The organism is Salinadaptatus halalkaliphilus, assembly GCF_006543045.1.
Lineage (GTDB): Archaea > Halobacteriota > Halobacteria > Halobacteriales > Natrialbaceae > Salinadaptatus > Salinadaptatus halalkaliphilus.
Map to the genome: position 1 here is coordinate 1 of NZ_RBZW01000062.1, position 24,598 is coordinate 24,598.

A 24,598-nucleotide genomic window follows, 5' to 3' on the forward strand; every position below is an offset into this window, starting at 1 on the left:
GTCTCTTCAACACCCTTACTGATCGACTTGGATTTGCCAAGTCCTGGATCGACCAGTTCCTCAGTCCATATTTGCAAAAGTTATCTTGATCATTACACCCTCGAGGTGACCACCGAGGCCACCAACTGGGCGGCAGACGGCGAGCAGACAGTCGAACTACTGGACTTCGACGACGACCAGCAGGACACCGAGAACGTCGCACTCGAGAGCGGCGACACCACCGAGGAAACCCTCGAGTGGGCGACCGAGATCAGCGACGCTGGCACGGAGGAGGTGACCGTCGCCAGCGAGAACAACACCCACAGCGAGGACGTTACCGTCGAGCAAGCCCCCGACGATCCCTTCTTCGATGTCACCATCGACGACATCGACGCCGTCGTCGATGCCGGCGAGACCATCACCATCGACTACACCGTCGAGAACACCGGCGACGAAAGCGCCACCCAGGATATCGTCGTCGAAGTCGACGGCGAGACCGAAGCCACCGACGACGTCAGCCTTGACGGCGGTGCCGACACCAGCGAGACGGTTACCTACGACACCGACGACGGTGACGTCCCCGAGATCGACCTCACGGTCGCCACCGACGACGACACCGCTACCGAAACCGTCGCCGTCGAGGACGACCTCGATCCCGCCGACTTCACCGTCACCATCGACGACGTCGACGACAGCGTCGATGCCGGCGAGACCGTCACCGTCGACTACACCGTCGAGAACACCGGCGAAGCACCCGACAGCCAGGACATCGTCGTCGAAGTCGACGGCGAGACCGAAGCCACCGACGACATCAGCCTTGACGGTGGCGACGACACCAGCGAGACGGTCACCTACGACACCGACGACGGTGACGTCCCCGAGATCGACCTCACGGTCGCCACCGACGACGATACCGCTACCGAAACCGTCGCCGTCGCCGGCCCGACTCTCGCAGTCGACGGCCTCGCTGAGGCCTTCCCCGACGGCCAGCAGGGCGACGACTACGGCACCGCTACGCTCACCGTGACCGAAAGCAACGACATCACCGCCGCAAATCTCTCGGTCGAACTCACCGTCGAGGGCGAGGAGGCCGACGAGCCGATCGTCGCGAACGCGACTGCCCTCGAGGACCTCCGGAACGAATCGACGACCGCCGAAGTCGACATCGGCGTCATCGAATCCGCCGACACCTACGAGGCAACTGCGACGGTTGACGCCGACGATGTCGATCCCGTCACCGAAACTCACATCTTCACCGTGGACCCCGTCGAGACGAGCACGCTCACCGAACTGACGATAGCCGGGCAAGGCAACTCGGCCGCCATCGACGAGGGTGACACCGCCGACATCGCCGTCGACGTCGAGAACGTCGGCCCCGTCACCGACGACATCACCGTCGATCTCACTATCGCCAACGGCGAATCGACGACCGACAGCCGAATGGTCAGCCTCGATCCCGGTGCAACCGAGTCGATCACATTCGAGGACGCCATCGACGGCCTCGTACCCGGCAGCTACGCGGTCACCGTGGACACCGCGAACGACACCCTCACCGGCGACCTCGCGGTCGAAGTCGAGCGTACGATCGACGACGAGGACGACCGCGAGCTGGATGCGCCTGGCGATTACAACCTTGAAGACGATCTCGAATTCGACGGGGCCGAAAATCCGGGACTGTCGATCGAGGGCAGCGATGTCCGCGTCGACGGCGGCGGCAACACCGTCTCGGCAGCCGACACCCCCGCCATCAGCGTCACCGACGAGGCCAGCGCCACCATCTCGAACCTCTCCATCTCGACGACCGACAACACCTCGGCCGTCGATGTCGGCGCGAACGCAACGGTCACCGTCGACGAGCTTACCCTCGCGGCCGATCCCGCCGCCGAGACAGCCGGGGTCATGACCGTCGACGAAGAGACGGACGCCGACGGTACAACCCTCTCTTTCGAGGCGACGGCGGTCTCGATCGCCGCTAACGCCTCGCCCCCCGCGGCCCCGGACGATCACGAACAGCTAAACCGGAGTTTCGAGGCCGAACCGACCGACGACGCCGACGGAGTCGATGCCGAATTGGCCGACCTCGAGGTCAGCTACGCCGAGGCCGACCTCGACGGCGTCGACGAAGACACCGTCGACCTCTGGAAACACGACGGCGACGCGTGGACGGATGTCGAGAACGCGACCGTTGACACCGACGAGAACGTCGTAACTGCAAATATTACCGACTTCTCGACGTTTGGCGTGTTCGGCGAAGCATCCGATGACGACGATGACGACGATGGTGGCGGTAGTGGCGGTGGAACTGGCGGTGGGCAAGCCTCTGCGGGAACCGCGACGTTCGAACTCGTCGAAACAGAACTCAGCGACACTACCCTCGAGGTCGACGATTCGCTCGAGCGAATCACGGCCGAGGTCGAAAACACTGGTGACGCATCGGGCGAAACCGAGCTCGAGTTCATCGTTGACGATGCGGTGCTCGCGTCCCAGAACGTCGACCTCGAGGATGGCGAAAACGAGACCGTCGAACTCACCGATATCGCGCTCGAGGAGTTCGATCCCGGCGAGTACGAGTACGCCATTAGACTCGACGACGACGAAGCTCGGGGGACGCTTACGATTGAAGAGACACTGTCCGAGCTTACGGTGACGGTCACCGACGCGGATGGAACACCGATCCCGCACGCGACGATCGACATCGGCGACGAAACGGCTACCAGTGACGACAGCGGCACAGCCGTGTTCGATCTCGCGGAGGGTGCGTACACCCTCGAGACGGCTGCTGATGGCTACCACGAAGAGCAAACAGCACTCACTGTCGACGGCGACGAGTCGGTGTCGATCGCGCTCGAGTCCGTCGAAACGGATCCCAGCGACGACGATACCGGCGACAGCAGTGACACAGACGAAGATGCCACACCTGGACTTGGTGCTGGAACTGCTATCACTGCCCTCGTCGCACTTATTATCGTATTTATTATAACTCGTCGTCAGGACAAGTAACTGATCGACCGGGACGGTTTTCGTTGAGTTGCTGAAGGAACTGCTGTACGGAATGGAGTTCGTGTTCTTCCATCGAAATTTCCGCGAGCCACTCCGCGTCAGATGGTTTTAACTCTTACAGGCTAAGTCCCCGTCCTCAAGGAGCAACGCAGACCGAAGGTCGAGTAGCGCAGTAGGGCGGGGATACAGCCGTAAGCTATCGCCACTCACCACCGAAAAGACTAATATATATTCAATATATATTCGTGTATGGGCACGTTCGAACTGGAAGGTGAGGAAATCATCGACCGTGAAGCGAAAGAGTTCGGTGGGAGTGCCCACGTTACCGTTCCTAAAGACTGGCGTGGTGCGGACGTGAAAGTCATCCGCGTCAGCGATCCCGACGAAACTACCGACGAAGCGTAACACCATGAACTACAACTACAGGTATCGCATCGAGCCGAGCGAGGCCGTCCAAGTCGAGTTAGAACGGCATATCGATACCTGTAGGCAACTGTACAACCACTTCCTATACGAACTCCGCAACATCGACGAGTACCTCTCGTACACCGCGATGCAGAACATGCTGCCCGACCTGAAAGACTGGTGGGACGACCTCAACGATGTGTACTCGAAAGTGTTGCAGATAGTTGCCCGCCGCGTCAGCGACAATCTCGACCGCCTCAAAGACCAGAAAGACAACGGGCGAAAGGTCGGGACGCTCAAGTGGAAGCCACCGCGAGAATATCGAAGTCTCACCTACAACCAGTCTGGTTTCGAACTCAAGAACACGAGTGACCAGACCACCCTTGAACTTTCCAAGATAGGTGAGATTCCGATACACCTCCACCGCGACATCCCCGACGACGCCAGCGTCAAACAAGTCACAGTCAAACAGGAGAAAACGGGGGAGTGGTACGCCACCTTCGGCATCGAAACCGAAGATGACACGCTCGAAAAACCCGTACTGGTTGAGGTTGACCGTGAGAATATGGTCGGCATTGACGTGGGAATCATCAAATACGCCCACGACACCGACAGCACGATAGTAGGCAGCCTCGACCTCGATGCCGAGTACGAGCGACTCGAACGCGAGCACCGGGCGTTGAGCCGCAAAGAACAGGGGTCGCAGAACTGGCACGCGCAACGCCGCCGCGTGGCTCGCATCCACGCCCGCATCGTGCAGAAGCGTCGAGACTTCCTGCACAAGTTGTCGGCGTACTACGCTCGTGAGTACGACTTTGTGGCCGTGGAAGACCTCGATGTTCACGGGATGATGCAACTGCCGTCGAACAGTCGGAACCGAGCGTCGGCGTCGTGGCGAACGTTCATCGACTTCCTTGAATACAAGTGCGACCGTGAGGGAACGCACTTCGTGAAAGTCGAACCTGAGGGCACGACACAGGAGTGTGCCGAGTGTGGTGTCGAGGTTGAGAAGGCGTTGTGGGTTCGTGAGCATTCCTGCCCGACGTGCGGGTTCGAGACTGACCGTGATGAGAACGCCGCGTACAACGTGCTGCAACGTGGTCTTCAGGAGTTAGGTTTGGGACACGCCGAAGTGACGCCTGCGGAGACTGCACTCCCTACGTCCGCGACTGGTGGGTCTTCCACTGTCGTGGATGCAAAGTGCGTCGTTGAAACAGGAAGCCCCACCCTCAAGGAGCGAGCCACTACTGTGGCGAGCGAGTAGGTGGGGTAGTTCACAAGCGGCCGAGAAATGTGTACCACCGATGGAACGACGACAACGATAAAGTCACTGCATCGACTGTGAGCGATCATGACCGACGATACCATGCCAGATCTCGTCGAACCCGACTGGCTCGAGGCGCGCCTCGACGAACCGGACGTGCAGGTCATCGACTGTACCGTCCATCTGAGTTTCGATCCCGAAACCGGCACGAGACACACCGAATCCGGCCGCGCCGACTGGGAGCAAGGCCACGTTCCCGGCAGCGCCTTCGTCGACATTCCGACCGAGCTCTCCGAGACCGACGACCCGGACTACCCCTATCAGGTGCCCTCGAGCGACGAGTTCGCCGCGGCGATGGAGCGGCTGGGCGTCGGCGACGACTCGCGAGTCGTGCTCTACGATTCGGCTGGCAACAGCTGGGCCGCGCGCGTCTGGTGGCTCCTTCGAACGTTCGGCTTCGATCGGGCTGGCGTTCTCGACGGCGGCTGGGCCACCTGGATCGACGGGGATCGACCAGTCTCCGAGGCCCAGCCCGAGCCGACTCGAGCGACGTTTACGCCAGAGTACCGCCCCGATCTGATCGTCGACAAAGACGACGTGCTGGCCGCGATCAACGACCCCGACTGTGCGCTGATCAACGGCCTCCGTCCCGAGGACCACAGCGGAGACGGCCTCCGGAAGTACGGACGCCTCGGCCGGATCCCCTCGAGCGAGAACGTCCCGGCCGTTGGCGAGCGCGCGATCGTCGACCAGGAGACGGCGCGGTATCAGTCGCTCGAGACGCTTCGCCAGCGGTTCGCGCAGGTGGGTGCGCTCGAGGCCGATCGGGTACTCACGTACTGCGGCGGCGGTATCGCGGCGAGCAACGTGGCCTTCGCGCTGACCCGCCTCGGCGTCGACGACGTCGCCGTCTACGATGGCTCGCTTGCGGAGTGGGGACGCGACGAGTCCTGTCCGATGGTCACGGGGTGATCCGGTCGAGCGCGGTCGACGGCGTCGTGACTACTATCGGCGGCGTCTGGTTACTCGGGTGGAATCTGGAGGACGAGCAGGATGATGACCCCCGCCAGCCCCGCTAATCCCAGGAAGGCTTCGTTGAAGTAGCCCCAGTCGGCGAACGTGCCGAATATCGTCGGACTGACGGCAGCCACCGCCATCCCGCCGGTTCGGATGACGCCCAGGCCCGTTCCCTTGATGTCGTCGGGGACGCCTTCGATGATGTGTGACTGAGCGATCGTCCCGCTGCCGAGCATCGGCGCGATCAGCAGCGTCACGAGCGCAATCGGGACGAGGCCCTCGAGAAAGGGGAGGGCGACGAGTGCCGCCCCGGAGATCCCCATGACGGTCAACAGCGAGAGACGAATACCGAAGCGGTCGTAGGCCATCCCCGAGAGGGGCTTGATACCGACGCCGACCGCGAAGAAGCTCCCGAACAACACGCCGGCGACCGTCGCGGACATGCCCTTCTCCTCGATGAGGTAGGTCGGATAGAAGCCCGTGAACGTGATCCAGACCGTCATGTAGACGATAAACGCCGCCGAGCCGTACAGCACCGGCCGCTTGCGAAGTGACGAGCCGACGTACCGGATCGTCTCCCTCGAGACGCTGTCGAACCCGCTGTCGGGCCCCGACGTACTCCCAGGGACGTAGATCCAGAGAGCAAGCGCCACGACGACGAACAGCGGCAACGTATAGGCAAAGCCGAGTTGCCAGGCAACTGCCGCGGCGAGCACACCGGCAATTGGCGGTAACAGCGCCTGCCCCGCGTCTGCGGCGGCGAGGGCGATGCCGACTGACGTGCCGACGCGCTCGGGAAAGAGATCGTCCAGCGCCGTGTAGCGTGCGACCCCGAAGAGGGCGATTCCAAGGCCCAACAGCACCGTCGCCAGAAAGAGGAGCACGATCGAGCCAGCAAGCACGATGAAGACGACGGTGATCGCCGAAATCACCGTGCTCGCGACCATGATCCGGCCCTCGCCGAGGCGATCGGCGAGTATCCCGCCGGGAACCTGTCCGGCCGCGTTCGCGATCCACAGCACCGTCAGCAACATCCCTGCCGTTCCGAGGTTCAGTCCGTAGGCCGCCCGTAGCTCCGGCAAGACGACCGGGTAGACCATCTGGACGCCGATCAACAGAAACGAGCTGCTCGCGATCGCCAGCAGCGCTTTACCGCGCCCGTCACCCTGGACGCCGGCGACGACGCTGCGAACGCTCGAGCGAATATGTCCGTGGCTCACGTGAAACTGGTGAGTCCTTGTCCGGTCGGCACCATCAATACTCGCGACGGGTAAGCGCTTGCCGCGTTTTGATCGTAGATTCGACAGCGGTCGCTACACGGCGTGTCGATCGATATCGAAAACGCGTTCCCTCGAATGACTCGAGCGGCGGCTGTGAACGACCCGTTAGAAGGGGGCTTCGGGACCTTCGTCGGCCGCGTCGTCGTCGTCGACGGTTTCGCCGGGGAAGGATGGCTCCATGCCCCCGCCCATGTCTCCGCCACCGTCCATGCCGGTGTGAGCGTTGACTTGCTCGATTTCGGGAATTTCCTTGACCATCCGGCTCTTGATCGCCTGGATCGTCATCGGGGAGATCCCACAGCCGCTGCAGGCGCCACCGAGAGCGATCGTGACCTCGCCGCTCTCGCGATCGAGGTCCTGAATCGCCGCGCTGCCGCCGTGCATCTGGATCTGCGGGAAGTTGCGTCGCAGGAAGTTCGTGACGCGCTCCTCGAGGTCGCTCCCATCTTGGGCTTCGGTGCTCATGGAAGTCCGTTGGGTATCAGTCCCCCTAAACCTTCCGTCCACCATGTTCGCAGGTGCCACGGTCGAGGCCGTGTTGGTCGACAAATCCGCGGTGGGAGCCTGCCAGCGACACCGTTAGGCGAAGCCGAACACGCGCTGGAGCTCGGTCTCGATCTCGCCGACGTGGATCTCGAGAATCTCCTCGAACCGGTCTTCCTCGACCAGAACACCGGAGAGTCGATCGTAGGGATCGTCGGGGAGTTCGACGCGAAACTCGCCGTCACCTTCGTAGAAGGGCTCGCTCTCGTTTAATACCTGCTGGTCGATCGCGTGGACGAGTTCCGAGTCGTAGTTGTCGTTCATCCGGTTGAACGCGTTCTTGTACGCCTGCTGGAGTTCGGGAAAGTAGTTGGCGTACTTGTCCTCGAATTGCTCGGGATCGAAGTCGGCCATGTGCGAGAGATAGGGAAGCGACGACAAAAGTCGGACGATCGGCCGGCCACTGTGGCTGTCGTCGCCGCCCGAGCGGAAGCGAGCGGGGGGATCCCGTCACCGGAGGGTGCGAGTGCAAGCGGAACACCCATACACGCATCCGCCGATGATCCGGCACATGGTCGAGGATACCCACCCCATTCCGCAGGAAGCGCTGCCGCCGGAATGGGGGCCCGCCGACGTTCGAGACGGCCGTCTCGGCTACCGACGAGGCCGACTGCCGATCGAACTCATCGCGGATCGGGTCACCGCCGATCAGTGTCACCCGGCGCTTGGCGTCGGCTGTTGCTGGGAGCTTCGCTGTCGCTACTCGCTCGGCGATCGGTCGGTCACCGAGACCATCGGACACGTCTCGACGCGCACGGCCGCCGCCGACGGGTTGCTCGAGTGTATGCACCGCATCCAGGCGGCAACCACGGATCCGAGCGACCCGATCCGGATCTGGTCCGCCCTCGAGGACGTCTCGTTCGCGGATGTCGTTCCAACGCGCGTATCGTGGTAGGCAACTGGTACAAATCAATCGTCTGCCGTCGCCGTGCCGTCGGGACCGTCCGCCTCGATGTCGGCCTCGATGCTCGGTGGATACACGCCGCGCTCGAGTTTGAGATCCGATTGCGGGCGGGCCATACAGGTCAGCGCGTAGTTTTCGGCCTCCTGCTCGGTGAGTCCGCGGGCCGCCGGCTGGGTGACCTCGCCTGCGAGAATCTCGGCCGAGCAGGCCAGACACATCCCGACGCGACAGGAGTACTCCTGGGCGATCCCCTCCTCGAGACACCGGCTGAGGATGGTCTCTGTGTCCGAACAGGTGATCGTCTCGTCCGTCCCGACGAATTCGACGGTGTACTCGGTCATGGGCGCCGATACGAAAGGGGCCACTAAAGGTCTTTATTCCGCCGAGAGGCAGCCGGCAGCGGCATCGATCGGCCCGGGACGGACCCCAATCGTCCATAAAACGTTTTCTTGCCTGGGTATCCACAGTAGTGATATGAGTACACAGGAGCAGTCGGCTGGTGCTACCACGGGCGAGGTCCACTCTCCGGACGTGGTCGTCGTCGGCGCTGGAACCGCGGGCTGTTACGCCGCGGCGACCGTCGCACGCGAAGGGTACGACGCCGTCGTCCTCGAGCGCAAGACCGAGGACGAAGCGGGCCACATCGCCTGTGGTGACGCCCTGAAGGGGGCCAGCGACTTTCCCGACTCGATCCCGAAGTCCCAACTCGAACCCGCGATCACCAACACCGAGGTCGATCACGGCCGCTTCGAGATCCCCCAGGAAGACACCGTCCTCGAGATCCCCGTCCCGGGTGAACTCGCCGTCGTCGACCGCTTCGAGTACGGCAAGCGAGTCATCGAGGGCGCCGAGAACGCGGGTGCGACACTCGAGTACAACACGGTCGTCCAGAACGTGATTCAGGCCGCCGACGGCCAGGTGACCGGCGTCGAGGCGATGCGCGCCGGCGAGCCACACACCTACGAGGCCGACGTCGTGATCGACGCCGCCGGCTCGCTGTCGGTGCTGCAAGATCAGGTCGACTTCGGCGAGTCGACATTCGACACCAACGTCGACTATACGCACTTCTGCTCGGCCTATCGCGAGATCGTCACCGTCGACGAGCCGGTCGAGTGGTCGGACGCGCTCGTGTTCAAGCCGACCGAGCGCGCGGCGGGCTATCTCTGGTACTTCCCGCGGACCGAGACCGAGATCAACGCCGGACTGGGCTTCCAGATGACCGAAGAGCCCATGCAACTCGTCGACGACCTGAAACGCGACCTCGAGAATCGCGCCGAGTTCGCCGGCGCCGAGGTCGACGACAAACTCGGCGCTGCGCTACCGACGCGACGACCCTACGACTCGGCCGTCCATCCGGGCTACATGGCCGTCGGCGACGCCGCGGGCCACGTCAACCCCACCACCGGCGGCGGCATCGCCGGCGCCGCCTACGCCGGCAAGTACGCCGCCGAAGCCGCCATCGAGGGCCTCGAGACCGGCGACCTTAGCGAGGACACGTTCTGGTCGTACAACGAGCGCGTGATGGACCACTTCGGGGCTCGCTATGCCGCCTTAGACGTCTACAACATCCTCTCGACGGCCGTCGACGTCGACGACCTCATGGGACTGCTCGCGTCGATGCCCGGCGACAAACTCGCCGAAGCCCTCTACGCCGGCAGCACCGACTTCGGCACGAAACTCAAACTCGAGGCCCTGCTCAAGAGCCGCGGCCACTGGGGAACCATCTGGAACCTCTACCAGACCAAACGCTGTGCCGACGATCTGCTCGCCCACTACGAGGCGTATCCCGATCATCCCGGCGCGTTAGAGCACTGGCAGCGACGCCGGGACGAACTGATGGATCAGGTCTACGAGACGACCGGCGCCGAGCCGAAATACTAGCATTCCTTCGCCAGCGACCGTCTCCTATCGTCGGAGCCAGGCGAGCGGTTTCGTCACGGCGAGGTGGTAATCCTCGTGGGGATCGTACGTCGCAAACGCCAAGCTGTTTGCCATCACGCTCACGCTCGAGGTGGCCATCGCCAGCCCCGCGAGCGCCGGATTCAGCAGGCCCAGCGAGGCGATCGGGATCAGCGTCGTGTTGTAGATGAAGGCCCAGAAGAGGTTCTGGCGGACCTTCGAGATCGTCGCCTCGGAGATGCGGACCGCCTTGAGGACGTCCGCGGGATCGTCCCGCATCAGCGTCACGTCGGCGCTTTCGATGGCGACGTCGGTCCCCGAACCGATGGCGACGCCGACCTGGGCCGTGGTCAGTGCCGGCGCGTCGTTGACGCCGTCGCCGACCATCATCACGCGCGAGCCGTCGCCCTTGCCAGTTCCGTCGTCGCCAGCCTGCAGCGCTTCGACGTGATCGGCCTTGTCAGCCGGCAAGACGCCCGCACGGACGTTGTCGGCGTCGATCCCGACTTGGTCGGCGACCGCCCGCGCGGTCCGTTCGTTGTCGCCGGTCAGCATCACGACCTCGGTGCCACGCTCGTGAAGCGCCGCGACGGTTTCGGTCGCGCTCTCGCGAACCTCGTCGGCCACGGCGAGCACGCCGAGTAACTGTCCGTCCACCGCGACCGGCATCGCCGTCTTCCCCTCGCGCTCGAGTCGAACCAGCGTCTCCTCGGCGGGTTCGGTATCGATACCGGCGTCCTCGAGCAGTTTCCGTCGGCCGATCAGCACGCTGCCGCGGTCGGTTTTCGCGCGGATGCCGTGGCCCGGGACGTTCTCGAACTCGCTGACCTCGCCGACGGGGACATCGCGGTCTGTGGCACCCTCGACGATAGCGGTCGCGATGGGGTGTTCGGAGCCCGACTCGGCCGTCGCCGCCGCGCCGAGGACGACCGACTCGAGCGATTCGCCGCGCTCGGCGACCATCCCACCGTCGGGTGCGGTATCGTCGCCGTCGAGGCCAGGCTCCGTCTTGCCATCGGGTTCCGTCCCGCCATCGGTCGCCGGTCGCTCGTCGACGAGTTCCACGTCGGTCAGGACCATCTCGCCGTGGGTCAACGTCCCCGTCTTGTCGAAGACGATGGTGTCGATGCCACGGACCTGCTCGAGCACGTCGCCGCCCTTGAAAAGGACGCCGTTCGTCGCGCTCAAGGTCGAGCCGACCATCGTCGCGGCCGGCGTCGCCAGCCCGAGCGCGCAGGGACAGGCGATCAGCAGTGCGGAGGCGAGCACGATCACGGCGAACTCCAGCACCGGAACGCCGTCGATCGGCCCGCCGCCGACCGGCTCGAGCACCGGGAGCCAGGAGCCGAGCCACGCCGACGCGCCGTAGAGCAGGTCGGGTGCGAGCAGCCAGACCGTGGCCCAGAAGAGGGCATTGACGATCACCGCGGGGACGAAGTAGCCGCTGACCGTGTCGACCAGCCGCTGGATCTCGGGCTGGCGCGACTGGGCTTCCTTGACCCGGTCGACGATCTGCTGGATCGCCGTCTCGGAACCGACCTTCGTCGCCTCGACCAGCAAGACGCCGTTCTCGTTGATCGTCGAGCCGACGACCTCATCGCCCTCGCCTTTCTCGACGGGGACCGACTCGCCGGTCAGCATCGACTCGTCGACGGCGCTCTGCCCGTCGACGACCACGCCGTCGGTCGGAATCTTCTCGCCCGGCCGAACCTTCAACACGTCGCCGACGGCGACGGCCTCGAGGGGCACCTGCCGTTCCTCGCCGTCGACCACGAGCGTGGCTTCTTCGGCCTCCATCTCGAGGAGCTCGCGAAGGGCGCTGCCCGCGCGGGCCTTCGAGCGGACCTCGAGCCAGTTGCCGAGCGTGATGAACCAGAGGATGAACGCGACGGCCTCGAAGTAGAGTCCGGCGCCGGCGACGAGTCCGACCAGCACCACCGTACTGTAAACGTAGCCCGCGGAGGTGCCGAGTGCGACGAGCGTGTCCATGTTCGCCCGCCGATCGTTCGAGAACGCGCGATAGGCACCCGCGAGGAACTCCTTGCCAAGCGTGGCCATCAACAACGTCGCGAGGACGAACTCGGCGAGCCCCAGCGTGCCGACAGCGATTACGCCGAGGTCGATCGTGCCGAAATCGGGCAACGCCACCAAACCGAGCATCTCGAGCATGATCGGGACGAACGGGAGCGTCAACAGGCCGCCGCCGATCACGAGTCGGCGCTGACGGCGCAGTTCTTTCTCGACGGCGCGCTCGCGCTGGCTCGCCTGTGTGCCGTCGGTCTCGGCGTCCTCGCGAACGGGGTCGTAGCCCGCCTCCTCGATGGCCGCGTGAATCTCGCCGATCGCAGCGTCGTCGGGATTGAACGTAATGCGAGCCTCGTCAGACGCGAAGTTTACGTCCGCGCGGATGACGCCCGGCAGACCCTCGACCGCGTCGCCCACCGTCTCCGAGCACGTCGAGCAGGACATCCCCAACACGGTGACCGTCTCGGTCGTTCGCGCAGCCTCGTAGCCGGCATCGTCGATCGCCGCGTAGATGTCGGCCAGCGAGACGATGTCGGGATCGTACGCGACCGTCCCCTCGTCGGTCGCGTAGTTCGCACTCGCCGACTCGACGCCCTCGAGGTCGGCCACGGCGTCCTCGACGGTCCCCGAACACGTCGAACACGACATCCCCGTGATCTCGAGGTGCGCTCGTCGTTGTTCCATAGTCGAATGCAGGGCCTCGAGGTTGAAGCGATTTCCCCTGTTCCCACGTGGCTGGTATTGTCGAGTAAACGAACGATCGTCAGTATAGTCGCTGTGTCTGCTCGCTCTCTCGTTCGGCCATAAATCCCTCGATTGCGACGACATCACCGCTCTCGAATACGCCTTGGCCCCGTTCGCGAACCGGAATGACATCGCCACGAGCGGTGGTGATCCGATACTCGATATCGAACTCCCGTCGTTCGTCGAGCGATGTCTGAACCGCGTCCCAGACGGCATCGGCGTCGTCGTCGTGGATGATGTCCTCGCCCAGCGATACCGAACCCGACACGAGTTGCTCGCTGGTGTATCCCGTCAGCCGTTCGGTCCCCGCCGACGCGAACATCACCGGCCACCCCTCGTCATTTTCGACCCGGTAGGCCATCCCCGGGAGGTTGTCGATGTAGGAGGTGAGATGGGTGACGATCTCGACCTGGCGGTCGGCCAGCGTCTCGGCTTTGCGCATCTCCGTCGTGATCCGGTCGGAGCGGTCGTCGACGTCCTCGATCCCGTCGGTGATACGCTCGACCGTGCTCGCCTGCTCGTCGTTGACGGCCGCAACCTCCGAAATCCCCGTCGCAGCCTCGTCGACCGTCGTCGTGATCTGGTCGAACCGGTCGATCACGTCCTCGAGCTGGCCGCTCGTTTCCCGGAGCAATTCGTTGGTCCGAGTCGCATCCTGGCGCGTCCGGTCGGTCTGGTCCTGGATCGCCGCCAACTGGTCGGAAATCTCGTCGGCGTGGTCGCTGGTCTCGGTCGCGAGCGATTTGACCTCGTCCGCGATGACCGCAAACCCCTCACCGCCTTGACCCGTCCGTGCGGCCTCGATCGACGCGTTGAGCGCCAGTAAATTCGTCTCGTCGGCCACGTCGCTGATGATCTCGATGATCTCGTCGATTTCGTCCATCTGGACGGCGAGTTCGTCCGCCGTCTCGGCGAGTTGTTGGGCCGACTCGACGACCTCCCCCATCGTCTCCCAGACCGTCTCGCTCGTCTCTTGGCCGTCTGTCGCAGCCTCTCGAGCAGTCGTTGCGGCGTTCGAGACCTCCTCGGAGGTCGCCGCGACCTCCTCGAGTGACGCACTCAGTTCTTCGATCTCGCGATAGACGGCCGTGATATCCTCGCTGTGGACCGTCGTCAACTCGAGTGTCTCCCCGACGTGGTCGCTGATCTGGTCGGCGTGATCGATCGCTTCGGCCAGTTCGCCTTGGTCCCCCATAGTGGCTCGAGCGACGAAACGGTGATAAACATTGTCGCCAATACGTTGCTTTTCAAACAATATTCTCCCAGCAGAGTGCCGAATTCTCACAGTAGTTCTGTCCGACAGTATGAATACCGTCCCCGTTCCACCGTCGCCTATGCGACTGTTCGTCAGCGTCGACCTCCCCGACGATCTCGCCGAACCGGTCGCCGATCTCCAGGCCGAGTTTGGGGGCGCCAGCGGGCTGAATTTCGTCGATCCCGAGCAGACCCACGTCACGCTGAAGTTCCTCGGCGACGTGAGCGAGCAGCGACACCCGGCGCTCACAGACGAACTTGCAGCCGCCGTCGCCGAGGCCGACGTCGGTCCCTTTACCGCCCGCTACGGCGGGCTGGGCGTCTTTCCCTCCCTCGAGTACATCAGCGTCCTCTGGCTCGGCCTGAAAAACGGCAGCCAAGAACTCACCCGGCTTCACGAGGCACTCGAAAAACGGACGACGGCGATGGGGTTCGACCCCGAGGACCACGACTTTACACCCCACGTTACGCTCGCGCGGATGGAACACGCCGGCGGCAAGGAGCTGGTCCAGAACCTCGTTCGGGAGCGTGACCCGACCGTCGGCGAGACCCGCGTCGCGGAGATTCGACTCACCGAGAGCACGCTCACCGACGAGGGACCGGTGTACTCGACGCTCGAGCGGTTTTCACTCGAGAACGTCGATCCGTGACCCACAACGGGACGCCGTCAATCCGAGCGGCCCCACGGGTGAGTGTCTCGAGCACGCTCGAGCGCACTGGACCCCGAGATGGACAAGATTTTAAGCCAGCGTGGGCTACGTCCGGCTACTATGGGTAAGAAATCGAAGGGCAAGAAAAAGCGTCTCGCCAAGCTCGACAAGCAGAACAGCCGCGTCCCGACGTGGGTTATGGTCAAGACCGACATGGAAGTCACGCGCAACCCGCAGCGACGCAACTGGCGGCGCAGTAACACGGACGAATAACAATGAGTGCAAGCGATTTCGAGGAACGCGTCGTCACCGTCCCCCTTCGCGACGTCAAGAAGGGCGCGAATCACGAAGCTGCAGACCGCGCGATGACCATCATCCGCGAACACCTCGCGAAGCACTTCGCCGTCGACGAGGACGCTATCCGACTCGACCCCTCGATCAACGAGACGGTCTGGTCCCAGGGTCGCTCGAACCCGCCACGCAAGCTCCGCGTCCGCGCCGCCCGCTTCGACGAAGAGGGAGAGGCCGTCGTCGAGGCCGAGGTCGCCGACTAAACTTGCAACGTCTCGCCTTCGCCGGGTCGTCGTACGTCGGCGTCTTCGCCCGTGCGACCGACTCGTACGTCCTCGTTCGCCACGACGTCGACGACGATGTCGTCGATGCACTGGCCGACGAACTCGAGGTGCCAGCCATCCCGACGACCGTCGGGGGCTCCTCGACCGTCGGCGCGTTAGCGACGGGTAACGAAAACGGGCTCCTCGTCAGCTCACGCATCCTCGAGTACGAACGCGACCGCCTCGAGTCGGAGCTGTCGGTCCCCGTCACCGAACTCCCGGGGACGATCAACGCCGCCGGCAACGTCGTGCTGGCCAACGACGCCGGCGCCTACGTCCACCCCGACCTCCCGCGGGAGACGATCCAGCTGATTCAAGACGCTCTCGAGGTGCCCGTCGAACGCGGCGACCTCGCCGGCGTCCGCACGGTCGGGACCGCCGCCGTCGCGACCAACGAGGGCGTGCTCTGTCACCCGAAGGTGACCGACGATGAACTCGACCGCCTGGAGGACACACTCGACGTCCGAGCCGATGTCGGTACCGTCAACTACGGCGCGCCGCTGGTCGGCTCGGGACTGCTCGCCAACGACGCGGGCTACGTCGTCGGCGAGGATACCACCGGTCCGGAACTGGGCCGAATCGAGGACGCGCTGGGCTACATCGACTAACCGATCACCTGCAACTGCGTTTCGATACTTCTTGCGGTCGACGCCGTCCCTAACGAGGCGCCGTCCGGCCCGTTCGCGGCGAGTCAAGGGTGTACAATCTTGTATCCCGATCACATACGCCCGCCACCATGCACGACACGATTGCCGTCGCCGAGATTATGGTCGCCGATGTCGTCACGGCGCCCCTCGAGGCCATTGCGACGGATGCTGCGGTGCAGTTACACGAGGAACGCGTCAGTTCGGTGGTCGTCACCGACGACGGTTCGCCAGTCGGGATCATCACCGAGGGCACCTTCGCGACGGAGCTTTGTCACCGATCCGACTTGGGCGAGACGCCGCTTGCGGACGTCATGTCGGCGCCGCTCGAGACGGTTTCCCCCGACGCCTCGATCGTCGACGCGGTCGAGCAATTGCGTGACGACGAGATCGAACACCTACCTGTCGTCGACGGATCGGGCGATCTCAGCGGGATCGTCACGACGACGGAACTGACCTACTACGTACCGCATCTGATTCACCAACGCCGGAGCAGCGACGCCGATCGGCCGCCGAACCGCCAGGTGCGAACCGACACCACCTACGAACGCGACGACTGGACGTTTACGTACCACGGGTCGGACGAGTCGTCCGTCGACGTGGGCGACGTTGCTCGCTTCTCGAAGACGATCTCCGACGGCGACATCGACGCGTTCGCGGAGGTGACGGGTGATACAAACCGAGTCCACCTCGAGGAGGCCTACGCCGCCGAGACCCGCTTCGGCGAGCGGATTGTCCACGGCGTCCTCGCCAACGGTATCGTCAGCGCCGCACTCGCCCGGCTGCCGGGGCTGACGATCTACCTCTCTCAGAAGAGTAGTTTCCTCGCCCCGCTGTCGGTCGGCGACCGCGCCACTGCGGAGTGTGCGGTGACCGAGGCACTCGGCGGCTCGAAATACCGCATCGACACGACAGTTACCGACGGATCGGAAACGGTCGTCCTCGAGGGTGACGCCGTCGTTCTGATCGACGAGCTGCCGGATGCGGCTCCCCTCGAGGGGGCGTCGAGGAAGGACTGACGCCGCTGGCGAATCGGAATTGCTGCAAACCGAATCGGGGTCGAATTCGCAAGCGCGATCTAGAACGGGCCGCCGCCACCCATGCCGCCCATACCGCCGCCACCGCCGCCCTGTTGCATCTGTTGCATCATGCGTTGCATCTCCTGTTCCGAGCCCATGTTCTGGAACTGTTTGATGGTCTTTTCCATCATCTTGTACTGCTCTAAGAGCTGGCGGACTTCGTCCTCGCTGGTACCCGAGCCTCGAGCGATACGTTCGATCTGGCTCGCGCCGATGGCCTTGGGGTACTCCTTTTCGGCCTCGGTCATCGAGTCCATGATGACACTGAAGGTCCGCATCCGGTCCTGGGTGACGTCCATCGCGTCGTCAGGGAGTTGGTCTTTGATCCCGCCGCCGAAGCCAGGGATCATGTCCATGACCTGATCGAGCGGCCCCATGTTGTTCATCGCCTCCATCTGCTTTTGCATGTCGTTTAACGTGAACTGGCCCGAGAGCATGTCCTCGGGGTCCCAGTCTTCCTCCTCGATTTCGGTCTGCTCCATCGCGCGCTCGACGCGCTCTGCGAGCTGGCCCAGGTCGCCCATGCCCAGCAGCCGGGAGATGAAGCCGTCGGGTTCGAAGCGTTCGACGTCTTGAACCTCCTCGCCGGTCCCGAGGAAGGCGATCGAGGAGTCGGTCTGGTCGACGGCCGTCAGTGCGCCACCACCCTTTGCGGTCCCGTCGAGTTTCGTGATGACGACGCCGTCGATGCCGATCGACTCGTCGAACTGCTGGGCCTGGTCTTTCGCGCCCTGACCGATCGCCGCGTCCAAGACGAGCAGGGAGGTGTCGGGCTCGACGACGCCCTCGATCTGCTCGATCTCGTCGATCAGGTCGTCCTCCAGGGCGTGGCGACCCGCCGTGTCCACGATGTGGACGTCGGCCTCGCTGGTCTCCTCGAGACCCTTGCGAGCGATTTCGACCGGATCCTCGGCGTCGGGGTTCCCGTAGAAGTCGACCTCGGCGCGGCCGGCCATCTCCTGGGCCTGATCGTAGGCGCCGGGTCGGAAGGTGTCGGTCTGGATGACCGCCGGCCGGAGCCCCTTCGTCGAGAACCACCAGGCCATCTTCGCCGCGGAGGTCGTCTTCCCGGATCCCTGTAACCCCGCAAGGAGGATGGTTTGTTCCTCGAGGGGCAGTTCGGTCGAGTCCCCAATGAGGTCGACCAGCTCTTCGTAGACGATGCGCAGGACGAAATCGCGTGCCGGCGTGCCGGCGGGAGGTTCCTCCTCGAGGGCGCGTTGCTTGATGTTGTCCGACAGGTCCATCACGAGCGAGACGTCGACGTCGGCCGCGAGCAAGGAGCGTTGAATCTCCTTGACGATCTCTTCGACGTCTTCCTCGCTGAGTCGCGACTTCCCGCGGAGTTTGTCGAGGGTGCCCCGCAGAGAACTCCCGAGATCGTCGAGTACCATTTGCTCGCTCTACGGGACGACGGCGTTAAAGGTTTTTTCTACGGGGACGGGTCGATCACTGACGGCCGGCACTCATACGGACCGTTGTAGTTCTTTCCCGGTGATCACCGACCCCGTCCGGGTGATCACCGGGAAAACGCTACAACAATCCGTATCACGAGTCGGCGTCCGCCCACCGCTGTTCGACTCGCTGTTCGACTGCTGCGACGACGGTCGAGAGGACATCGAGGGGATGGAGCGAGGGTAATTCGAGATCGGTTGTCTCGGTTCCCGCCGGCGGCAGGTGGAAGTGACAGCGGGGGTCGTGTGCGTTCGGATGTCGGTCCCATCGACACTCCCAGTGATCCTCGTTTACCGTCGTCTCGACGTAGTGGACCGAAAAATCGTTCGTCACGAACCAGCGACAATCGAGTCGGACGGACGCGACCGAGGGTGGAAACTGCTCATCGTCGACCTGCGCCTGCAGCACGCGCGGTTCGTCGCTCGTCGGTTCGAACGTCGTCTCGGCGACGAGTGGTTCGGCCTCAAGCTGGCGCTCGAGCACCTGCAAGGTTCGGCGATCGGGTGGGCCCGTCGACGGCGGCCCGTTACCGGCCGGCGGCGCCATCAGGCTGGAATGAGATGTCCGTCGTTCTGGGCGATCTGTCGGGCCAGTTCGTAGAGGCGAATATCCCGTTCCAGCGCGTGCCAGTCGCCGACTCGTTCCATCCGGGTATGGATCGCTTCGTGGCTGTCTCGGTCGTATACCGAGACATCGGACGGGGTAGTCGTTCCGAACTCGTCGACGAAGTCGTCGCGACGCCGCTCGAGCGTTGCGACGCGATCGACGAGTTCGTCGACCGTCGACTCCGCTGCGAGTCGATTCGCTTCCTGCCACTCGAGGTAGCCGTCGTTGCGCTCGTAGCGAGCGGGCTGGGCGTCGTGGTGGGCACGAGCGACTCCCATCTCTGCGAGTCGATCGAGGTGTTTTTTCGCCGCGTTGGGTGAGCACTCGGCCGTCGAAGCGATATCGGCGTACGACATCGGCTCCGTTGTCCCGAGTACTGTCTCGTAGACGCGACGAAACGTATCCGTCGACTCGCGCCATCGAGAGCGAACGTCGTCGATGGCGTCCTGCGAGGGCACGGGATCAAAGTCGGTCACGATCGAAGAAACGCACTGGTCCACAATATATCTATAGATCTCACAGATATCTGAGAGTGCTGGCTGGCGACGACGGGTATTTTACTCGACCCGAACAAGCCACCAGTATGAGTTCGGACCCGGACGCGGATCCTGACGAGTACCCCGCCCTCGAGGACGCAGCCGTCACGATGCGAACGAACGAGCACGGCCTCCACATCGCCGACGACGAGGTGACCGGCGTCTCGAGTCAGGGACAGACGCCGGAGGCAGCGCTCGAAAACCTCGCGGAAGCCGTCGACGCCTACACCGAGGGCACCGAAGACGAGACCGGCGACGACTGGCTCTAACCGCCCCGGCGAGCGCACACGTCCGTTTTAGGCGCCTGCTCGTGGTCGACCCGTCGTATGGACGAGTACGACATCGTCGTCCTCGGCGGCGGCTCGGGCAGCCACGTTGCGACCGCCGCCGCCGAGGACGGGCTGGAAGCGGCGGTAATCGAACGTGGCCCGCTCGGCGGCGCCTGTATCACCAGAGGCTGCGTGCCCTCGAAGGCGCTGCTTCACCGGGCGGACGTGGTCGACGAGATCCGGCGCGCCGGCGAGCGCGGGCTCGACGCGACGCTCGAGGGTGTCGACTACGGCGAGATCACGTCGACGATTCACGACACGGTGTACGAGAAAGCAAATCGGCAGGCACAGAGCCTCGAGGACGCCGACGACATTACGCTCTACCGCGGGGAGGGCCGGTTCGTCGACGAGCGAACGCTCGCGGTCGACCTGCACGACGGCGACGAGCGCGAGGTGCGAGGCGAGACGGCCGTCCTCGCCGTCGGCAGTCGTCCGACGATCCCGCCGATCGACGGCCTTGAGCAGGAGGAGTTCCTGACGAGCGAGGACGCGCTCTATCTCGAAGAGCAACCCGACTCCCTCGTGATCGTCGGCGGGGGCTACATCGGGGCCGAACTGGGCTACTTCTTCGGCGCGCTCGACACCGATGTCTCGCTCGTCGGTCGCCGGGACGTCCTCGTCCCGCGGGAGGACATGGCGATCAGCAACCTCGTGACTGACTCGCTCGAGCGCTACTGTGACGTCTACACCGGCTACGAGGCCGCCGAAGTCGAGCAGGACAGCGATCGGGTCGTCGTCACCGCAGCGCCCAGCAACGACGACAGCGAGAGCAGTGGCGGCGACGACGGCAGTGGTGAGACGATAGACCTTGAGGCCGACGACCTCCTGCTCGCAACCGGGAGAGTACCCAACACCGACACGCTCGCGCTCGAGCAAACCGGCGTCGAGACCGACGACTCGGGCCACGTGGCGGTCGACGCCCGCCTCGAGACGACCTGCGAGGATGTCTGGGCGCTCGGCGATATCGTCGGCGAGCAGCCGTTCAAACACGCCGCGGACTACGAGGCGCAGGTCGTTGCGGCGAACGTCCTCGACGACGCCGACCGAGAGGTCGACGAGGGGGCGATGCCCCACGCCATCTTCACCTCTCCGCAGGTCGCAAGCGTCGGGCAGACGGAGCGCGAACTCGAGGACGCGGGTGAGGTGTACGAGTCCGCGACGGTGCCGTTCGACATCGCGCCGCTGGGGATGATACTCGAGACGGACGGCGTCGTAAAGGTGCTGGCCGATCCCGACGGCGAGATCCTGGGTTGTCACGTCGCGGGGCCCCAGGCCTCGACGCTGATACAGGAGGTCGTCGTCGCGATGGAACGCGGATCGGGGACCGTCGAGGATATCGCGGAACCGGTGCACGTCCATCCGGCGCTCTCGGAAGTCATCTACGCGGCCTTCGACGAACTCGCGGACCGCCCCTACTCGACGGCACCCGACTGGCGAGATAGCAGCGATCGGTGAATCGAAGGTAAAACCCAGTGGAAAATATTAATTGTGTTTGATATGAACGTCTACCCGGCCCTCCATGAATATCGATCTCGACGGCGGAAAGGTACTGTACGCACTGGGAATCCTCTTCGCTCTCGGTGCGTTCCTGTACTTCGTTCGGGACGTGGTGTTTGGCCTCTCGATTACGGTGACCGCTGCCCTGCTGTTCGTCCTCTTCGTCGCCTTCTTCGTCGGCGGACTCACCCTCGAGCGCGACGTCCTCGACGTGGTGGCGTTCGTGCTCGCAGCGATCGCCTACGCGGTCTTTCTGGGCTACATCGTCAGCAGGTACGAACTCGGAGAGACCCACATTTTCCTGGTGCTCGCGCTCTCGGCCGCGTTGTTCGTCGCGCTCGGGTACGGCGTTCGGGATCGACAGGTCGCGGTCACGCCCCGCACGGCCGGCCTCGTGGTCGTTGCACTGCTTGGCGTCAGCCTCGTCCTCGTCGGCGCGGACATCCTCGGCGGCGGTGTCAGCTACGACATCGAACTCGAGGACAGCGTCGCCGCAAGCGTTCCCGAAGACGTGCCCGACGATCGCGAACGGGTGCGGGCCGAGGCCCACCTCGGGACGGTCACCGCGACGAACGAGTTCGTCTTCACCCGACCGGTGGCGCCGCCGTCGGTCGAGGCCTGCGTCGTCGGTTCCGGCGCGGTCTACGACGCGCACGTCCCCGTCAACTACGATCCTCCCGGATACGAACGCTCCGACGTCATCGGCGGCAGCGCGGCCCACAGCTACGACCTCGAGGCCCACTTCGTCCTCGATGGCAACCAGACCGGAGAAACGACGTTCGCGGTCGAACGCGGCGACGACTGCGACGTGACGCGGGCCGAGCCGACGCTCATCGTCGATATCGACGGCGATCTCGAGGGGAGCCGACCGACGCCCGTCTGATCGCTCGAGAACGATGGCACGAGAAGCGACGCTGTCGGGAACAGTCACTCGGTGACGATCTCGACATCGCCGACCTGTCCCGCGGGCTGGTACTCACAGCGGTAGGTGTCGATCGCCGGCGTCGCTTCGAAGCGCAGCGTCTCGGTCGCGCCCTCGCGTTCGTTGCCGTCGGTCGCGTAGCCGTCGACGACCTCCCTGTCGTCATCCCAGAACGCGACGTTGTGGTGAACGCCGTCACGGTTTTGCCAGGTGAGTTCGTACGCTTGGCCCTCGAAAAGGACGAGCATCGGGTTTTCGACGCGATCGATTGCCGCCGGTTCGACGCCGACCCAACCGCCCACCCAGCCGTCGAACTGGATATCGTGGACATCTTGCCACGCGTCGGGATCGGTGTCGCCCTCGAGTGCGTCGGCTTCGTCGACGACAGGTTCGGGCTCGGTCTCGGCGTCGGGCTCGCCAGTCCCGAGACAGCCGGAGGTGCCGGCGACGGTGGTCGCCGCCAGCGAACCGGCTATCGTCGAGAGGAACGTCCGTCTCTCCGTGCGGTCGAACGCCATCGTCGATCGTACGCCAGCCGGAAGGATAAGTCGTCGTTCACGCAAACTGGAATTCGAGGAGATCGAACGATTCCCTCGAGAGCCCCGCGAGACCGAGCGTTCGCTCGTGAGCGTCACTGCCGCCGGTCGTGAGCAGATCGTGGCGCTCGATCGCGTTCCGAACCGGCTCGAGATCGACATCGTGGCCGTAGGGGTACTCGAGTTCGATCGCGTCCAGTTCGGCGGCCAACTCGAGTGCGTGTTCGGGATCGGGATAGCGTAGCGGGTGGGCCAGCGAGACGAGTTCGCCCGCGGTCGAGAGCACGTGCCGTCCGCGATCGAACGACGGGACGTCCCGGGCCACGAAACACGGGCCGTCACCGCCGATGAGGTGCTCGAAGGCCTCCTCGTAATCGTACTCGGCGTCGGGGTGGGCGTCGATCGCACGGGCGACGTGTGGCCGCCCGAAGCCGTCGGTGACGGTCACGTCGAGGTCGATCCCGAGTCGGTCCTCGACGTTGTCGACGATCGCTTGCCCGCGCTCTTTGCGATTCGTCTGAATGCGATCGACGAGCGCCTCGAGGGCCGTCGTCGACTCGAGGCCGTAGCCGAGCAGGTCGAGTCGTTGGCCCGCGTCGGTCTTGACCCGGAGTTCGATCCCGTTGACGATCGTCACGCCGTCGCGCTGGCTCACGGGGCCGTCGAAGGGCTGTAGCCGGTCGTGGTCGGTCACCGCGACGACGGCGACGTCGGCGCGGTCGGCGGCGGCGGGCACCGCCGCGAGTTCGAGCGAGCCGTCCGAGCGGGTCGTATGCACGTGGAGATCGGCGTAGGGCATGTGAAAGATCGGGCAGTCACAGCGAGTAGTTGGCCGTATAAAGACGTTTCCCGCCGAAATCACCCATCGCCAACGGCAGTATCGACGCTGGTCCGTGGGAGGATATCCGGTATACGGATAGAGAATACAAGGTGTATAAGGTATACCGTGTGCCTAGAAAACCATTATGGACAATGTTTATAATCATTGTTCACCACGGAATAGACGTAATGCTGCCAACCGGCACCGCCATCGACGACCACGAGTACCCCGCAACTACCGAGGAACTGATCGAGGCCCACGGCGACCGCACCCTCGAGCTACCGAACGGCTCCGAGACGGTCGCGGACGTACTCGGTCGGCTCGAGGCTGAAACCTTCGACTCCCCGGAAGACGCCCGTCTTGCGGTTTACTCGGCCGTGAGCAACAAGGCGGTCGGCCGCGTCGGCTACAGCGATCGCGATCCGACGCCGGTCGGTAGCCCGTACAAACCCGACGCCGTCTCGTTCTAACAGCCGTCCGTTTTCGCGACTCGTTCGCTCCCATCTGTTCTAGTTTAACGCACCGAGGCATCCAAGGACATCGGACTAGAATCATCAGTAACTAGGAATGTGAGAATCCGGTGGATAGTGTGACTT

General features: G+C 64.1%; 26 protein-coding genes. 15 read left to right on the plus strand and 11 right to left on the minus strand.

Features of this window, described 5'->3' with window-relative positions; all coding sequences use genetic code 11:
* Window positions 1–105 precede the first annotated feature (105 nt).
* From D8Y22_RS18195 to D8Y22_RS18210, 4 genes are all read left to right on the plus strand, one after another.
* Window positions 106–2,979 carry a CARDB domain-containing protein gene (locus D8Y22_RS18195; RefSeq protein ID WP_174811909.1) on the plus strand — a complete coding sequence of 958 codons (2,874 nt, stop codon included), beginning with the start codon at window positions 106–108 and terminating at the stop codon, window positions 2,977–2,979.
* Between the two features lie 249 nt (window positions 2,980–3,228).
* Complete coding sequence (locus D8Y22_RS18200) at window positions 3,229–3,384, plus strand: DUF2080 family transposase-associated protein (protein WP_141466107.1); 156 nt, start codon at window positions 3,229–3,231, stop codon at window positions 3,382–3,384.
* A 4-nt stretch (window positions 3,385–3,388) separates the two neighbouring features.
* Window positions 3,389–4,648 carry an RNA-guided endonuclease InsQ/TnpB family protein gene (locus D8Y22_RS18205; RefSeq protein WP_141466108.1) on the plus strand — a complete coding sequence of 420 codons (1,260 nt, stop codon included), beginning with the start codon at window positions 3,389–3,391 and terminating at the stop codon, window positions 4,646–4,648.
* Window positions 4,649–4,735: 87 nt separating this feature from the next.
* Complete coding sequence (locus D8Y22_RS18210) at window positions 4,736–5,620, plus strand: sulfurtransferase (protein ID WP_141466109.1); 885 nt, start codon at window positions 4,736–4,738, stop codon at window positions 5,618–5,620.
* Window positions 5,621–5,670: 50 nt separating this feature from the next.
* Here D8Y22_RS18210 and D8Y22_RS18215 read toward each other — a convergent pair whose 3' ends face one another.
* From D8Y22_RS18215 to D8Y22_RS18225, 3 genes are all read right to left on the minus strand, one after another.
* Entirely contained in the window at window positions 5,671–6,885 is a 1,215-nt protein-coding gene (locus D8Y22_RS18215) for an MFS transporter (protein WP_246084503.1), read from the minus strand.
* Between the two features lie 165 nt (window positions 6,886–7,050).
* Window positions 7,051–7,410 (minus strand): NifU family protein, encoded by a 360-nt coding sequence (locus tag D8Y22_RS18220; RefSeq protein WP_141466110.1) that lies wholly within the window; start codon window positions 7,408–7,410, stop codon window positions 7,051–7,053.
* A gap of 114 nt (window positions 7,411–7,524) precedes the next feature.
* Window positions 7,525–7,842: a DUF5783 family protein gene (locus D8Y22_RS18225; protein WP_141466111.1), complete on the minus strand. Its 318-nt coding sequence runs from the start codon at window positions 7,840–7,842 to the stop codon at window positions 7,525–7,527.
* A gap of 112 nt (window positions 7,843–7,954) precedes the next feature.
* Between D8Y22_RS18225 and D8Y22_RS18230 the strand changes: the two genes are divergently transcribed.
* Window positions 7,955–8,383: a hypothetical protein gene (locus D8Y22_RS18230; RefSeq protein WP_342781902.1), complete on the plus strand. Its 429-nt coding sequence runs from the start codon at window positions 7,955–7,957 to the stop codon at window positions 8,381–8,383.
* A 14-nt stretch (window positions 8,384–8,397) separates the two neighbouring features.
* Here the strand turns inward: D8Y22_RS18230 and D8Y22_RS18235 are convergent, their stop codons facing one another.
* Window positions 8,398–8,733 carry a 2Fe-2S iron-sulfur cluster-binding protein gene (locus tag D8Y22_RS18235; RefSeq protein ID WP_141466113.1) on the minus strand — a complete coding sequence of 112 codons (336 nt, stop codon included), beginning with the start codon at window positions 8,731–8,733 and terminating at the stop codon, window positions 8,398–8,400.
* A gap of 133 nt (window positions 8,734–8,866) precedes the next feature.
* Here D8Y22_RS18235 and D8Y22_RS18240 point away from each other — a divergent pair, with 133 nt between their 5' ends.
* A complete protein-coding gene (locus D8Y22_RS18240; protein ID WP_141466114.1) occupies window positions 8,867–10,273 on the plus strand; it encodes a geranylgeranyl reductase family protein in 1,407 nt (468 codons plus the stop codon).
* A gap of 24 nt (window positions 10,274–10,297) precedes the next feature.
* Here the strand turns inward: D8Y22_RS18240 and D8Y22_RS18245 are convergent, their stop codons facing one another.
* Together D8Y22_RS18245 and D8Y22_RS18250 are read right to left on the minus strand one after the other, a co-directional pair.
* Window positions 10,298–13,000 carry a heavy metal translocating P-type ATPase gene (locus D8Y22_RS18245; protein WP_141466115.1) on the minus strand — a complete coding sequence of 901 codons (2,703 nt, stop codon included), beginning with the start codon at window positions 12,998–13,000 and terminating at the stop codon, window positions 10,298–10,300.
* Window positions 13,001–13,079: 79 nt separating this feature from the next.
* A complete protein-coding gene (locus tag D8Y22_RS18250) occupies window positions 13,080–14,255 on the minus strand; it encodes a methyl-accepting chemotaxis protein (protein WP_141466116.1) in 1,176 nt (391 codons plus the stop codon).
* Between the two features lie 139 nt (window positions 14,256–14,394).
* On the opposite strand from D8Y22_RS18250, the gene thpR reads away from it, so the two are divergent.
* The 5 genes from thpR (at window position 14,395) to D8Y22_RS18275 (ending at window position 17,241) form a co-directional block, all read left to right on the plus strand.
* Window positions 14,395–14,964, plus strand: coding sequence for an RNA 2',3'-cyclic phosphodiesterase (gene thpR / locus D8Y22_RS18255; RefSeq protein WP_141466117.1), 570 nt, complete (start codon window positions 14,395–14,397; stop codon window positions 14,962–14,964).
* A 120-nt stretch (window positions 14,965–15,084) separates the two neighbouring features.
* The gene (locus D8Y22_RS18260; RefSeq protein WP_141466118.1) at window positions 15,085–15,237 is read left to right on the plus strand and encodes a 50S ribosomal protein L39e; all 153 of its coding nucleotides are present in this window, start codon (window positions 15,085–15,087) and stop codon (window positions 15,235–15,237) included.
* 2 nt (window positions 15,238–15,239) lie between these two features.
* The gene (locus D8Y22_RS18265) at window positions 15,240–15,518 is read left to right on the plus strand and encodes a 50S ribosomal protein L31e (RefSeq protein WP_141466119.1); all 279 of its coding nucleotides are present in this window, start codon (window positions 15,240–15,242) and stop codon (window positions 15,516–15,518) included.
* A 2-nt stretch (window positions 15,519–15,520) separates the two neighbouring features.
* Window positions 15,521–16,186: a translation initiation factor IF-6 gene (locus D8Y22_RS18270; protein WP_141466120.1), complete on the plus strand. Its 666-nt coding sequence runs from the start codon at window positions 15,521–15,523 to the stop codon at window positions 16,184–16,186.
* A gap of 128 nt (window positions 16,187–16,314) precedes the next feature.
* Window positions 16,315–17,241, plus strand: a complete 927-nt coding sequence (locus D8Y22_RS18275; RefSeq protein WP_141466121.1) for a CBS domain-containing protein — start codon at window positions 16,315–16,317, stop codon at window positions 17,239–17,241.
* A 59-nt stretch (window positions 17,242–17,300) separates the two neighbouring features.
* Here the strand turns inward: D8Y22_RS18275 and D8Y22_RS18280 are convergent, their stop codons facing one another.
* From D8Y22_RS18280 to D8Y22_RS18290, 3 genes are all read right to left on the minus strand, one after another.
* Entirely contained in the window at window positions 17,301–18,695 is a 1,395-nt protein-coding gene (locus tag D8Y22_RS18280) for a signal recognition particle protein Srp54 (protein ID WP_141466122.1), read from the minus strand.
* A gap of 154 nt (window positions 18,696–18,849) precedes the next feature.
* The gene (locus D8Y22_RS18285) at window positions 18,850–19,302 is read right to left on the minus strand and encodes a hypothetical protein (RefSeq protein ID WP_141466123.1); all 453 of its coding nucleotides are present in this window, start codon (window positions 19,300–19,302) and stop codon (window positions 18,850–18,852) included.
* Window positions 19,302–19,838: a DUF7342 family protein gene (locus tag D8Y22_RS18290; protein ID WP_141466124.1), complete on the minus strand. Its 537-nt coding sequence runs from the start codon at window positions 19,836–19,838 to the stop codon at window positions 19,302–19,304. Before D8Y22_RS18290 ends, D8Y22_RS18285 begins: the two co-directional genes overlap by 1 nt.
* Window positions 19,839–19,945: 107 nt before the next feature.
* On the opposite strand from D8Y22_RS18290, the gene D8Y22_RS18295 reads away from it, so the two are divergent.
* From D8Y22_RS18295 to D8Y22_RS18305, 3 genes are all read left to right on the plus strand, one after another.
* A complete protein-coding gene (locus D8Y22_RS18295) occupies window positions 19,946–20,167 on the plus strand; it encodes a type II toxin-antitoxin system HicB family antitoxin (protein ID WP_141466125.1) in 222 nt (73 codons plus the stop codon).
* A gap of 57 nt (window positions 20,168–20,224) precedes the next feature.
* Window positions 20,225–21,682 (plus strand): dihydrolipoyl dehydrogenase, encoded by a 1,458-nt coding sequence (locus tag D8Y22_RS18300; protein WP_141466126.1) that lies wholly within the window; start codon window positions 20,225–20,227, stop codon window positions 21,680–21,682.
* A gap of 64 nt (window positions 21,683–21,746) precedes the next feature.
* Window positions 21,747–22,607, plus strand: coding sequence for a hypothetical protein (locus D8Y22_RS18305; protein WP_141466127.1), 861 nt, complete (start codon window positions 21,747–21,749; stop codon window positions 22,605–22,607).
* Window positions 22,608–22,651: 44 nt separating this feature from the next.
* Here the strand turns inward: D8Y22_RS18305 and D8Y22_RS18310 are convergent, their stop codons facing one another.
* Window positions 22,652–23,164 (minus strand): cupredoxin domain-containing protein, encoded by a 513-nt coding sequence (locus D8Y22_RS18310; protein WP_141466128.1) that lies wholly within the window; start codon window positions 23,162–23,164, stop codon window positions 22,652–22,654.
* 37 nt (window positions 23,165–23,201) lie between these two features.
* Complete coding sequence (locus tag D8Y22_RS18315) at window positions 23,202–23,981, minus strand: PHP domain-containing protein (RefSeq protein ID WP_141466129.1); 780 nt, start codon at window positions 23,979–23,981, stop codon at window positions 23,202–23,204.
* Window positions 23,982–24,190: 209 nt separating this feature from the next.
* Here D8Y22_RS18315 and D8Y22_RS18320 point away from each other — a divergent pair, with 209 nt between their 5' ends.
* Window positions 24,191–24,472, plus strand: coding sequence for a DUF5789 family protein (locus D8Y22_RS18320; RefSeq protein ID WP_141466130.1), 282 nt, complete (start codon window positions 24,191–24,193; stop codon window positions 24,470–24,472).
* Window positions 24,473–24,598: the final 126 nt, after the last annotated feature.